Raw genomic sequence first — 13,318 nt, 5'->3', positions numbered from 1 at the left:
CTCATACTGCAATAATGAGGCTCTAATATGAAACCAGAAACCATTGCCATCCATACTGGCTATACACCCGAATTAACAACCCACGCTGTTGCTGTACCTATTTATCAAACTACTTCTTATTCTTTTGACGACACACAACATGGTGCAGATCTTTTTGATTTGAAAGTGCCTGGAAATATTTATACAAGAATTACGAATCCAACTAATGCAGTACTTGAAGCAAGAGTTGCGGCCCTTGAAGGCGGAGTTGGAGCCTTAGCCGTAGCATCAGGTATGGCTGCCATTACTTATGCAATTCAAGCAATTACTTTTACTGGTGAAAATATCGTTTCAGTTTCTAAACTTTATGGTGGAACGTATAATTTATTTGCTCATACATTACCTAACTTTGGTATTACAACTAAGTTTGCTCCTCACGATGATCTTGTCGCTATTGAAAAACAGATAGATAACAAAACGAAAGCCATCTATTGTGAAAGTATAGGTAATCCCGCTGGCAATATTGTTGATATTGCAGCATTAGCGGATATTGCTCATCGTCATGGTATCGTTTTGATTGTCGATAATACTGTTGCGAGCCCTGCACTTTGCCGACCGTTTGAATTTGGAGCAGATATAGTCATTCATTCCCTCACTAAATATATTGGTGGGCACGGCAATAGTTTAGGTGGAATGATTGTTGATTCAGGTAAATTTCCTTGGAAAGATCATGCGGATAAATATCCAATGTTAAATCAACCTGACCCATCTTATCATGGCGTTTCATATACTGAAACATTTGGTACTGCTGCTTATATAGCGCGCTGTCGTGTTATCCCCTTGCGTAATATGGGCGCAGCATTATCTCCATTTAATACTTTTTTACTGCTACAAGGACTCGAAACATTATCTTTAAGAGTTGAACGTCACTGTCAAAATACCCTAAAAGTCGCCCAATATTTAGAAGCTCATCCCCAAGTTAGCTGGGTAAATTATGCTGGTTTATCAAATCATCCAGAACACCAATTAGCCATAAAACAGATGGATAATGGTTTGCCAGCTGGTATTTTATCGTTTGGTATAAAAGGAGGTAAGCAAGCCGGAGCTAAATTTATTGACGCATTAAAACTGATAATTCGCTTAGTTAATATCGGCGATACTCGTTCATTAGCTTGCCATCCAGCCACCACAACACATAGACAACTTAATAATGAAGAGCTGCAAAAAGCAGGAGTCAGTCAAGAAATGATTCGCTTATCTATTGGTATCGAACATATTGATGATATTATTGCTGATCTAGAGCAAGCCCTTACAGCTGCTTCGAATTGACCTATTATGCAATAAAAAAGTCAGATAGCTAAAAACTATCTGACTCTTTTACTAAAATCAATTAGCCTAAGATTTTAGCTAATTCTTTTGTAACATCAGCAACCGGCTGGGTTCCATCAATACGGAAATACTGTGTACGACCTTCTTTAGCTTCATGTTGATAATAACTAATCAAAGGTTTAGTTAAATCATGATATTCAACAAGACGTTTACGAACAATTTCTTCGCTATCATCTTTGCGAATAGTTAGCGATTCGCCAGTAACATCATCAATATTTTCAACTTTTGGTGGATTATGACGTATATGATAAACACGACCAGAAGCAGCATGGATTCGTCGTCCACTCATACGATCAATAATCACTTCATCAGGCACATCAAACTCAAGTACATAATCAACATTAATACCAGCAGCTTTCATTGCATCAGCTTGTGGCACTGTACGAGGAAAACCATCTAATAAAAAACCATTAGAGCAATCACTTTGTGCAATACGTTCTTTAACTAGTGCTATTACCAGCTCATCAGTAACAAGTTTTCCTGCATCCATAAGTGATTTTGCTTGTAAACCTAATGGGCTACCTGCTTTTACTGCGGCACGTAGCATATCCCCAGTTGAGATTTGTGGGATACCATACTTTTGCATAATAAATTGTGCTTGGGTTCCCTTTCCTGCCCCAGGTGCACCTAATAATATAATTCGCATTAAATAACCTCTTATAACTTTAATATAAATAGTTTTTTCTATTCTGGTAAATAATGAAATATCACTTTACTACTTGATATTAAACCATCTGTTTGACAAATATAATTGATCGAGCCACAGCCTTTAATCATTTGCGCACTTTGTTGGCAAATTGGACATATATATTGTTCAATGTAATGTTGTTGGCATTTAGAACAACTGAAATGTTGAGGAGAAATATTACTCATTTTTTCATTACAGTTTGGGCAAATGCCTTCTTGTCCATGATTAACTGCTATTTTTTTTGGCATAATTTATTTTCGACCTCGAACATGTTTCATCAACCGGCGACGTTTACGTTGCTGTGATGCTGTTAAGCTATTTTTTCGACCTTCAAATGGGTTAGCTCCTTCTTTGAATTGTATTCGAATTGGCGAACCCATAATTTTTAATGAACGTCTAAAATAGTTCATTAAATAACGCTTATAAGAGTCAGGTAAATCTTCAACTTGATTACCATGAATAACAACAATTGGTGGATTATAGCCACCAGCATGTGCATATTTTAATTTTACTCGACGACCACACACCAAAGGAGGTTGGTGATCATCTTGTGCCATTTGCATTATTTTTGTTAGTAGTGCCGTATTTACACGACGCGTTGCACAGTCATAAGCTTCTTGAATGGAATCAAATAAATTACCAACTCCACTACCATGTAAAGCAGAAATAAAATGTACTCGAGCAAAATCAATAAAATCAAGCCGATCATCAAGAGTCGTCTTGACTTGTTCTTTGATGTCTTGTGATAAGCCATCCCATTTATTAACAGCTATTACAAGTGAGCGACCACTATTTATAATAAAACCAAGTAATGATAAGTCTTGATCTGACACTCCTTCTCTGGCATCAATAACTAAAATCACAACATTAGCATCTTCAATTGCTTGTAATGTTTTAATGACAGAAAATTTTTCAACGGTTTCGGTTACTTTACCTCTTTTACGAACACCTGCGGTATCAATTAAGACGTATTCACGTTCATCACGTGTCATTGGTATATAAATGCTATCTCGCGTTGTTCCTGGCATATCATATACAACAACACGCTCTTCACCTAATATACGATTAGTTAGTGTTGACTTACCAACATTTGGACGCCCAACAATAGCAACCTTGATAGGTTGATTTATCAGTGATTGAGTATCATCATCATCAAGGACAAGATCATCATATGACTCGGGCAAATCGTTAGATGATTCATCGTTAACAAAATTATTTTGCTGTTCATCTTTGAATTGAAAAATAGGCTCTAAAACAGTCTCAATTAATGAACTTACTCCTCGACCATGACTAGCTGCAATTGAATAAATTTCACCTAATCCTAGCCCATAAAAATCAGAAATAGCAATATCAGCATCAATACCATCAATTTTATTTGCTACTAAAAATGTAGCTTTCTGGCGGGAACGCAAGTGTTTAGCGATAGCATGATCAGCAGGCATAGCGCCTGCTCTAGCATCTACTAAGAAAAGAACAATATCTGCTTCTTCAATTGCTTGTAGGGATTGTTCTGCCATAAAGCTTTCAACCCCATCTTCAGTTCCATCAATACCGCCAGTATCAATGACGATATATTCATGTCCTTTAATTTCGGCTCGTCCATATTTACGATCACGAGTTAATCCGGGAAAATCAGCAACTAATGCGTCTCTAGTTCGAGTTAACCGATTAAATAAAGTCGACTTTCCAACGTTTGGACGACCAACTAGTGCTATAACTGGTACCATGTATATTCTCTATTTACCTTAATTTTTTGTAAACGCATAAATATCACCATTTTTAGCTTGGACAATTATTTTATTGTCTACTATTAATGGTCGCGATATTAAACCACTATTACTTACTTGTGTTTTAGCAACGATTTCGCCGCTATCTTTATTTAGAAAATACAAATAACCTTCAAAGTCACCAACAATAATATAATCTTGGTAAACAACTGGATCGGTTAATTGACGATGTAAAAGGCCTGGTTGGGTCCAGTCCAGTGCACCACCTTTTTTAGTGATAGCTTGAACATTATCATCCTGATCAACAACGAATATCTGTTGGGAATCGACAGCAAAACTATGTGTTGAACCTAATTGCTTACGCCAAACAACTTGACCATTACTTAGATCCAATGCTGCAACATATCCATTATAACCAATAGAATAAACCAAATTTCCTTCAACAACAGGTGTAGAATCAACATCGTTCAATTTTGCTATTTCAGTTGAACCTGTCGGTTGAGAAATACGTTGTTGCCAAATGAGTTGGCCATCTTTGATATAGTAAGCATTTACTCGCCCACTATCATCTCCCACAATTGCTGCACCATGAACAACCGTTGGTGTTGAATTGCCTCTTAACGATAAAGAAGGAGTATCAAGAGTTACATCCCACAGCACTTCACCGGTATTACGGTTTAGTCCTTGTAAAATGCCATTAGCAGAATGAATAATCAATTTATCCTGAGAAGATACAGGTCGAGCAAGTACTTCGCCGTTTACTTTTTTTTCCCAAACAACTTTACCATTACTACGATCTAAGGCATAAACAACTGCCCGTTCACTTCCAATGTAAACATATTTGTCATCAACGCTTACTCCACCAGAAAACAAAGCTGTTTTGCTACTAAAAAATGTGCTTTGGGATAAATTTACATCCCATATAGTATTACCATTTAATAAATCAATGGCTTTAACTTGTCCACTGCGACTAGCAACATAAACAGTATTATCATAACTAGCAGGACCTAATAAGGAGTAAATTTGCGTATTTCCCGATGTACTATTTCGCCATATTTGCTGAATAGGAAATTGGCTTTTCACTGTTGGTGAAGGTGAAATTTGTACAATCTCTTCTTCACCACCAAATAAGGAACATCCCGCAAGTGAACAAATTAAAACACTGGTAAAAAAATATTTTGTTAACTTCATATTCTATGACCCTTATAGCAGGATAAATTAATTTTTACTTTCTTCTGTTGCTACATTATTCCCTTGTGACTCTTGTTCTGCCTTATCTTTTATTGCTTGTTCTTCCTGTTTATCTTTTAAGTATTGTGCTTCATTTAATTTCATTTTTATATTTGTTTTTAACTCATTAGTTGAGGATGAAGTCAACGCAAGGTTATATGCATCAACAGCATCACTATAACGAGCCATCTTCACAAATATATCACCACGGATATCGTTTACAATAGTCATCCAACTTTGTTCAGATACCTTACCTAATGAAGTTAAACTATCTTGATATTTTTCTTGTTGATATTGTAAACGAGCTATTCGAATATATGCGATTGCTTTAACGGGTTCTGCATCCGTTTTCTTTAGAGAATCCGTTAGTAAAACTTGTGCGCCTGCATAATCTTTTAATACTTCAACATAAAATTTAGCTGCATTAAAACTAGCAAATACACTATAAATAGTATCGTCTTTTTTAGCAAAAGCGACTAATTCATTGACAGAATCTGGGTTACTATTATCTAATTTCGCTATTAATTGTTCATATCGTTCTGATGACTCAATTGACTTATCCACTTTATAAGATTGCCAGTAATGCCATCCATAAAAAGCTAGTAAACCAATTACGATAACTGCAACCATTATTTTCCATGTTTTTGCAAAAAATTCTTTAATCTCCGAAAATTGTTCCTCAGGCGTTAATTGATGACTCACTTTTTTCTCCTATTATCCTTTATAGTATAGCCAAACAAGTTTGAATAATATTTGTTTGCACTACTTCAACTTGTTCACCGTTTTGTAAATTTTTAATGGTTACTGTTTGGTTTGCTATTTCATTTTCACCAATAATAACCGCTATTTTAGCACCTAACTTATCAGCCTTGGCAAATTGTTTCTTGAAATTACTGGAACCATAATTGGTGACAATGCGTTTTTCAGGTAATCCATCTCGTAATTGTTCTGCTATGCATTGTGCTGCTGAGATTGTCTTTTCATCACCTGACGAAATCATATAAATATCAATTGAATTATCACAGTTCAATGACGGGTTGACTGCTTGAACTAATAAAACTAAACGCTCAACACCCATAGCAAAACCAACAGCTGGTGTAGGTTGTCCTCCTAGTTGGCTAACAAGACCATCATAACGACCACCACCACAAACGGTACCTTGTGCTCCTAAACTGCTTGTTACCCATTCAAAAACGGTGCGATTATAGTAATCTAATCCACGAACTAACCGTTGGTTAATATTGTATTTGATTCCAGCATTATCTAATAAGCGACACAAACCATCAAAGTGCTCTTTAGATTCTTCATCCAAATAATCAAATAATTTTGGTGCTTTATCTAACAAATCTTGTATAACAGGATTTTTTGAGTCAAGAACTCTTAATGGATTAGTATACATTCTACGTAGACAGTCTTCATCCAATTTATCTTTGTGTTGTTCAAGGAAGCTCACTAAAGCATTACGATAATTTGCTCGAGCCTCAAGAGAACCAATTGAATTAAGTTCAAGAGAAGTATGCTGTTCAATACCTAGCGCTTTCCAAAAACGAGCTGTTAATAAAATAAGTTCTGCATCAATATTTGGTCCTTCAAGCCCAAAGACTTCAACACCAAATTGATGAAATTGACGATAACGCCCTTTTTGCGGTTTTTCGTAACGAAAAGCAGGTCCTAAATACCAAAGTCTTTGCTCTTGGTTATAAAAAAGACCATGTTCAATACCGGCACGAACACAACCTGCTGTAATTTCAGGACGCAGAGTAATGCTCTCATTATTACGATCATTGAATGTATACATCTCTTTTTCAACGATATCTGTAACTTCACCTACCGCTCTTTTAAAAAGTGCAGTATCTTCAACAATAGGTGTTCTAATTTCGTTATAACCATAGCTATTTAATACACCTTTAACGATTTTTTCAATCTGTTGCCAACTTGCACTCTCAGTTGGAAGTAAATCGTTCATTCCACGTATTGATTGAATTTTTTTATCTGTCATTTTTTATTCACTTTCTTTTAAAATTATAATTCAGTTGTTGAAATTTTATTTTTCAATAATAATGCTTTAGCACGGATTTTAGCTTCTAATTCGTCAATCATTTGCTCATTATCAATACGACCTATTCGCACACCATCTTCATAAAAGCCACTTTTATTATGACCGCCGGCAACCCCCATAGTTGAAGCTAATGCTTCACCAGGGCCATTGACCACACAACCAATAATTGAGACATCCATAGGTGTAATAATATCTTCTAATCTTTGTTCCAATATATTTACCGTATTTATTACATCAAATTCTTGACGAGAGCATGTAGGACATGCAATAAAATTAATGCCTCGAGCCCGTATACGCAGTGATTTTAGAATATCAAATCCAACTTTCACTTCTTCTGTAGGGTCAGCAGCTAATGATACACGTAAGGTATCACCAATACCTTCTGATAATAATAATCCCAACCCTATAGCCGATTTAATAGCACCACTACGAACTCCACCAGCTTCAGTAATACCTAAATGCAATGGCTGCTTAATTTGCTTAGCCAACAATCGGTAAGCATCAACTGCTGTAAAAACATCAGAAGCTTTTACACTAACTTTAAACTGATCAAAATTAAGCCGGTCAAGTATGTCAACATGACGCATGGCTGACTCTACAATTGCTTGCGGAGTTGGCTCCCCATATTTTTCTTGTATATCTTTTTCCAGTGAGCCTGAATTAACCCCAATGCGAATTGGAATATTTTTATCTTTAGCACAATCAACAACCGCACGTATTCTCGATTCGTTACCTATATTACCAGGATTTATCCTTAAACAGTCTACTCCATACTCAGCAACTTTCAGAGCAATACGATAATCAAAATGAATGTCAGCAATAAGTGGAACTTTTGCTTGCTGTTTAATAAATTTAAAAGCTTCTGCTGCATCCATTGTGGGAATAGAAACACGAACAATATCGACGCCAACACGTTCAAGAGCTTGAATTTGGGCTACGGTTTTTTCAACATCTGTTGTACGAGTATTTGTCATCGATTGAACAGCAATTGGAGCCCCACCACCAATAGGAACATTGCCGACATAAATTTGGGTAGATTCTCGTCTAATAATAGGTGAATCTTGATGACTCATAACATGCCTAATTATATTACAAAATAACTAGCCAGCAATCTTAACAAGATTTAAAGCAAAAGTCTGTATGAGAATAAGAAAATTTGCTAACTATTAACATGTTTAGATAGTGATGGAGAAATATAGTGACTAACTTCCACAAGATTACTTTTATTTTCTTTATTAACATAATATAGGGTAACACCTAATGCGCATAAAAAAACTAAAACAATCATAAAAAATATTTTTTTTCCATGTCTTTTTTTATATTTTTGTGAATAATTTTTCATTTCATAGGATTGGTAGTGGTGGGATAACTCATCAAGATAAGGTTGATATTCATCAGCGGATAAACCTACAAGTTCAGCATAAGAACGGATATACCCTTTAACAAAAACAAAAGAAGTCCGAATCAATTGTTCTTTTTCAATGTCATCAATTATCGTTTTACGGACATGAATCTTATTGGCAATATCATCTTGAGTGAATCCCATTTGCTCTCTTAAATAGGCAAGCTTTCCTCCCAATGAAATGTTATCCATTATCCCCTCATGTATATAATAATCCAGAAAGATATCTCATTTTTACATATTTTGATAATTAATCAATTTTTTTCGCACTAAACCACTGAGTTGGTTTTGCTATTTCATCTTGTGCTGCAACCAATTGTAATTCATATTCATTTTGTTTTAAAGTTTCGAGCATAACAGCATACACCGCAGCAGTAGTATGTTCTAAAGCTTCTACCAATGATTTTCCAAGTAGAATATTAGCTAAAAATAATCCACTGGTCATATCACCAACACCAACCGGTTGTTTTACACCAAAATCAACTAACGGTCTACTTATGTGCCATGCTTCATTTTGAGTCACAAGTAACATTTCAAAACGATCATTATGATATCCTGCCCGGCTTAGATGTTTAACCAAAATAGCTTTTGGCCCTTTTTCACATATGGCTCTGCAAGCTAATACAGCCTCATCAACATTATTGATATGTTGTTTACCGTTAAGTTCTTCAAGCTCAAGTATATTGGGTGCCATTATATCTGCCATAGGTAATGCAGTATTACATAAAAATGCAGATACACCTGGTGCAACAAAGCAGCCTTTTTCAGGATGCCCCATCACTGGATCACAAAGATAAATAGCATTTGGATTAACAGCTTTTACTTTTTTAACAATCTCAATAATGGCATCACCTTGTTCTGGTGATCCCATATAACCGCTTAGTACTGCATCGCAACGTCTTAATTCATCAATGGCATTAATTCCATCAACAATCTCAATCAGATGAGATGCAGGCATTACCGTTCCTGTCCACTGATGATATTGAGTATGATTAGAAAATTGTACTGTATTTAGAGGCCAAACATCTACGCCTATTCGACGCATAGGAAACACTGCTGCACTATTTCCTGCATGACCAAATACCACATGTGACTGAATCGATAAAATACTTTTCATGGAATTATCTCCAAATTAATAAGCAATAATATTTTTTACCGCGACGAAGCAAGGTATAACGATTAAAAAGTTTATCATTATCTGAAAAACGATAATCAGTTGTTGTATTACGTTCACCATTAATTGAAATAGCATTCGATTCAATCATGGTTCTAGCTTGTCCTCGTGATGGCGCAAATTGAGCATTGACAATTGCTTGTTGTAAATCGACATCACTTTCAACATCAAGCGTTGGCATGCCATCTTGCGCAAGCTGTTCTAGATCGGCTTGCGATAAATCACTTAATCGCCCTGAAAATAAACTTTCAGTAATTCGTTTAGCTGCATTTAGTCCTTCTTCACCATGTACGAGACGAGTAACCTCCTCGGCAAGAACATATTGAGCACGAGGTGCAACACCACTATTTTTATCTTCTTCCTCTAATGCATCAATTTCATTTAATGGCATAAATGTAAAGAATTTCAAGAACCGATAAACATCAGCATCAGCAGTATTAATCCAGAATTGATAAAATTTATACGGACTCGTCTTTTTAGGATCAAGCCATACTGCACCACTTTCGGTTTTACCAAATTTAGTTCCATCTGATTTTGTGATCAAAGGTACGGTCAAACCATAAACTTGTTTTTGATGTAAACGACGCGTTAAATCTATACCGCCGGTAATATTACCCCACTGGTCAGATCCACCAATTTGTAAAACAACATTATGAGATTTATTTAAGCACGCAAAATCATAGGACTGTAATAGACTATAAGAAAATTCTGTAAACGAGATCCCTACTTCATCGCGATCAATACGTTGCTTGACAGATTCTTTGTTAATCATGGCATTAACCGAGAAGTATTTACCAATATCACGTAAAAATGTTAGAACGTTCATACTACCAAACCAATCGTAGTTATTGGCAACAACAGCCGATTGTTCACCACAATCAAAATCTAAGAATGGTGAAACTTGCTGTTTTATTTTTTCACTCCATTCAACAACTGTTTCTTGAGTATTAAGTTTGCGTTCAACGGCTTTAAAACTAGGATCACCAATTAATCCTGTCGCGCCACCAACTAAAGCAACAGGTTTATGGCCTGCTAATTGAAAGCGCTTTAAACAAAGTAACGGCACCAAATGCCCTAAATGTAGGCTATCGGCTGTTGGATCAAAACCACAATAAAGCGCAATAGAATTTTGTTCAATTAGTTCTATTAGTGCTTTTTCATCAGTAAGCTGAGCAATAAGTCCTCGCTCTTGCAGTTGTTTGATCACATTTTTTGTCATAATATTCTACCTATTAAATTTTTTTACGATTTATATTTTATCTTAAATAATAATCTATTGTGTCTTGTTATGATAACGTTTATACGCTTGTTTGAAATGATCTTCCACTATTTCATTAGGTTTTTTATCAAAAAGGCTAAAAATAATAATGCCAATAGAAGCAAATAAAAATCCAGGAATAAGCGAATAAAGATTAAACCAATTAAAATTAATCCAAAGTAATACAGTTACTGCACCAATTATCATACCGGCTAATGCTCCGTTACGTGTCATGCGCGCCCAAAAAACAGAAAATACAATAATAGGACCAAACGCCGCACCAAAGCCAGCCCATGCATGGCTTACCAAATCAAGTACACTGTTATTTGGATTAATCGCTAATAATATTGCTACAATTGATACAATTAGTACCATTATACGCCCAACCCAAACAAGTTCTTTTTGTTTTGCTTTTGGTCTAAAAAATGCGCGATAAAAATCTTCTGTTAATGCACTTGAACAAACCAACAATTGGCAACTTAGAGTACTCATAACCGCAGCTAAAATAGCTGCCAATAAAACACCTGCAATCCAAGGATTGAAGAGTAATTTTGACAATTCAATAAAAATACGTTCATGTTTACCATCATTGATTAGATAGGCTAAATCAGGATTATGAGCAAAAAAAGCAATACCAAAAAAGCCAACAGTAATTGCGCCTCCCAAGCATAAAATCATCCATGTCATACTAATTCGACGAGCATTTTTCATAACATCATGCGAGTCTGCAGCCATAAATCTTGCTAAAATATGAGGTTGACCAAAATATCCAAGCCCCCATCCCAATAGTGAAATAATGGCAACAAAATCCATATGAGCAAATAAATTAACATAATCAGGATTAAGTAATTCAATATAATTCATTGCATCAGTAAATCCACCAGCGTTCACCATAACCATAATTGGAGTTAAAATAAGTGCAAACATCATCAAACTAGCTTGAATAGTGTCAGTCCAACTTACTGCTAGAAATCCACCAATAAATGTATAAGCTATCGTTGCTCCAGCCCCAGCTAACATTGCCCATCCATAACTCATACCAAATGTACTTTCAAATAACTTGGCTCCTGCAACTACACCTGAAGCGCAATAAATAGTAAAGAAAATAAGAATAATAATGGCTGAAATAATACGGAGTAATGAGCTTTTATCATCAAATCGTCGAGCAAAGTAATCGGGTAATGTTAATGAGTTATGGTTAATTTCAGTAAAAACACGCAGTCTTCCAGCAATCAGTAACCAATTTAGATATGCACCAATTATTAAACCAATTGCAATCCAGCTTTGCGAAATACCAAATAAAAAAACAGCGCCAGGAAGCCCCATTAACAACCAACCACTCATGTCGGAAGCTCCAGCAGAAAGTGCTGTCACAACGCTACCGATACGACGTCCACCTAATATATAATCACCAAAGTTTTGTGTTGCGCGAAACGCAAAAAAACCAATTGCAATCATTCCTAAAATGTACACAGCAAAGGTGACAATCATTGGTAACGACATTTTTATAATATACCCTGTAAAATGAAATTTAAAATAGTTGGCTAGCTTACCATAAAAAACTTATGCTAAAAAGCAGGCGATTTATAGATATCTATGAACCAAAAAACTAAAGATAACCTGATGCTAACATTAAGAATATTTAATTTATATTTTAATAGCGACATATCTTCATCGGTATAAGCTATTTAAAAACTAAATTTAACCTACAGATAAACCCTAAATTAGGGTATATAATAAATGGCAAATTACTTTTTCATATAATCATTTTGTGAAACAATTAACTCGAATTCAAATTTTAGAAAGATTAAAAGAACATATTAAAGATCCTACAACTGAGCTTGTATACAAAACGCCTTTTGAATTACTCATTGCGGTTGTACTTTCAGCTCAAGCTACTGATATTAGCGTCAATAAAGCAACGAAACCATTGTTTGCTGTTGCCAATACTGCTGAACAAATTTTAGCCCTTGGCGTTGATAAATTAAAAGATTATATTCGCACAATCGGCCTTTATAATAGCAAAGCCGAAAACATCATAAAAACATGTAAAATATTAGTGGATAAGTATCAAGGACAAGTACCAGAAAATTTTGATTCACTTATTGCTTTGCCTGGTGTTGGTCGAAAAACAGCAAATGTGGTACTAAATACCGCTTTTGGTTGGCCAACAATTGCGGTTGATACCCATATCTTTCGCGTCAGTAATAGAACGGGTTTTGCTCCAGGTAAAACTGTCGAAGCTGTTGAAGAAAAATTACTAAAGGTTGTTCCAGAAAAATATAAAATTAATTGCCACCACTGGTTAATTTTACACGGTCGTTATACTTGTATTGCCAGAAAACCCAGATGTGGTTCATGCGTAATCGAAGATCTATGCGAATTTAAAGATAAAATTTACCCTGAGTGAAA

General features: G+C 35.4%; 13 protein-coding genes. 2 read left to right on the top strand and 11 right to left on the bottom strand.

Annotated features, from left to right (window positions below; translation table 11 throughout):
* The first annotated feature begins 27 nt into the window (after positions 1-27).
* A complete protein-coding gene (locus A9G17_RS08335; RefSeq protein WP_025314453.1) occupies positions 28-1,308 on the top strand; it encodes a bifunctional O-acetylhomoserine aminocarboxypropyltransferase/cysteine synthase in 1,281 nt (426 codons plus the stop codon).
* A 61-nt stretch (positions 1,309-1,369) separates the two neighbouring features.
* On the opposite strand, the gene adk is transcribed toward A9G17_RS08335, so the two are convergent.
* The 11 genes from adk to putP form a co-directional block, all read right to left on the bottom strand.
* Positions 1,370-2,014, bottom strand: coding sequence for an adenylate kinase (adk, locus tag A9G17_RS08330; protein WP_039128367.1), 645 nt, complete (start codon positions 2,012-2,014; stop codon positions 1,370-1,372).
* A 38-nt stretch (positions 2,015-2,052) separates the two neighbouring features.
* A complete protein-coding gene (locus tag A9G17_RS08325; protein WP_065738303.1) occupies positions 2,053-2,304 on the bottom strand; it encodes a YfgJ family double zinc ribbon protein in 252 nt (83 codons plus the stop codon).
* Between the two features lie 3 nt (positions 2,305-2,307).
* Entirely contained in the window at positions 2,308-3,783 is a 1,476-nt protein-coding gene (der, locus tag A9G17_RS08320; RefSeq protein WP_065738302.1) for a ribosome biogenesis GTPase Der, read from the bottom strand.
* An 18-nt stretch (positions 3,784-3,801) separates the two neighbouring features.
* Positions 3,802-4,974, bottom strand: coding sequence for an outer membrane protein assembly factor BamB (bamB, locus tag A9G17_RS08315; RefSeq protein ID WP_065738301.1), 1,173 nt, complete (start codon positions 4,972-4,974; stop codon positions 3,802-3,804).
* A gap of 27 nt (positions 4,975-5,001) precedes the next feature.
* Positions 5,002-5,715 carry a YfgM family protein gene (locus A9G17_RS08310; protein WP_065738300.1) on the bottom strand — a complete coding sequence of 238 codons (714 nt, stop codon included), beginning with the start codon at positions 5,713-5,715 and terminating at the stop codon, positions 5,002-5,004.
* Between the two features lie 19 nt (positions 5,716-5,734).
* A complete protein-coding gene (gene hisS, locus A9G17_RS08305) occupies positions 5,735-7,012 on the bottom strand; it encodes a histidine--tRNA ligase (RefSeq protein WP_065738299.1) in 1,278 nt (425 codons plus the stop codon).
* 23 nt (positions 7,013-7,035) lie between these two features.
* Entirely contained in the window at positions 7,036-8,145 is a 1,110-nt protein-coding gene (gene ispG / locus A9G17_RS08300) for a flavodoxin-dependent (E)-4-hydroxy-3-methylbut-2-enyl-diphosphate synthase (protein ID WP_065738298.1), read from the bottom strand.
* Between the two features lie 86 nt (positions 8,146-8,231).
* Positions 8,232-8,666, bottom strand: a complete 435-nt coding sequence (locus A9G17_RS08295; protein WP_065738297.1) for a helix-turn-helix domain-containing protein — start codon at positions 8,664-8,666, stop codon at positions 8,232-8,234.
* A gap of 58 nt (positions 8,667-8,724) precedes the next feature.
* Positions 8,725-9,591 (bottom strand): pyridoxal kinase PdxY, encoded by an 867-nt coding sequence (gene pdxY, locus A9G17_RS08290; RefSeq protein ID WP_065738296.1) that lies wholly within the window; start codon positions 9,589-9,591, stop codon positions 8,725-8,727.
* 4 nt (positions 9,592-9,595) lie between these two features.
* On the bottom strand, positions 9,596-10,867 hold the full coding sequence (gene tyrS / locus A9G17_RS08285) for a tyrosine--tRNA ligase (RefSeq protein WP_065738295.1): 1,272 nt from the start codon (positions 10,865-10,867) through the stop codon (positions 9,596-9,598).
* A 54-nt stretch (positions 10,868-10,921) separates the two neighbouring features.
* The gene (gene putP / locus A9G17_RS08280; protein WP_065738294.1) at positions 10,922-12,415 is read right to left on the bottom strand and encodes a sodium/proline symporter PutP; all 1,494 of its coding nucleotides are present in this window, start codon (positions 12,413-12,415) and stop codon (positions 10,922-10,924) included.
* Positions 12,416-12,677: 262 nt separating this feature from the next.
* Here putP and nth point away from each other — a divergent pair, with 262 nt between their 5' ends.
* Positions 12,678-13,316 (top strand): endonuclease III, encoded by a 639-nt coding sequence (nth, locus tag A9G17_RS08275; protein ID WP_065738293.1) that lies wholly within the window; start codon positions 12,678-12,680, stop codon positions 13,314-13,316.
* The last annotated feature ends 2 nt before the right edge of the window (positions 13,317-13,318 follow it).

This window comes from Gilliamella sp. wkB7, from assembly GCF_001693435.1.
Taxonomy (GTDB): domain Bacteria; phylum Pseudomonadota; class Gammaproteobacteria; order Enterobacterales; family Orbaceae; genus Gilliamella; species Gilliamella apicola_N.
Note: the sequence above shows the minus strand (reverse complement) of the source record. Positions and strands in the feature narration are given on the sequence as shown.

What these genes read in the sequence shown, in the direction of transcription:
- A9G17_RS08335 (WP_025314453.1), top strand. Translation starts at nt 28, where the DNA reads ATGAAACCAGAAACCATTGCCATCCATACTGGCTATACACCCGAATTA.
- adk (WP_039128367.1), bottom strand. Translation starts at nt 2,014, where the DNA reads ATGCGAATTATATTATTAGGTGCACCTGGGGCAGGAAAGGGAACCCAA.
- A9G17_RS08325 (WP_065738303.1), bottom strand. Translation starts at nt 2,304, where the DNA reads ATGCCAAAAAAAATAGCAGTTAATCATGGACAAGAAGGCATTTGCCCA.
- der (WP_065738302.1), bottom strand. Translation starts at nt 3,783, where the DNA reads ATGGTACCAGTTATAGCACTAGTTGGTCGTCCAAACGTTGGAAAGTCG.
- bamB (WP_065738301.1), bottom strand. Translation starts at nt 4,974, where the DNA reads ATGAAGTTAACAAAATATTTTTTTACCAGTGTTTTAATTTGTTCACTT.
- hisS (WP_065738299.1), bottom strand. Translation starts at nt 7,012, where the DNA reads ATGACAGATAAAAAAATTCAATCAATACGTGGAATGAACGATTTACTT.
- ispG (WP_065738298.1), bottom strand. Translation starts at nt 8,145, where the DNA reads ATGAGTCATCAAGATTCACCTATTATTAGACGAGAATCTACCCAAATT.
- A9G17_RS08295 (WP_065738297.1), bottom strand. Translation starts at nt 8,666, where the DNA reads ATGGATAACATTTCATTGGGAGGAAAGCTTGCCTATTTAAGAGAGCAA.
- pdxY (WP_065738296.1), bottom strand. Translation starts at nt 9,591, where the DNA reads ATGAAAAGTATTTTATCGATTCAGTCACATGTGGTATTTGGTCATGCA.
- tyrS (WP_065738295.1), bottom strand. Translation starts at nt 10,867, where the DNA reads ATGACAAAAAATGTGATCAAACAACTGCAAGAGCGAGGACTTATTGCT.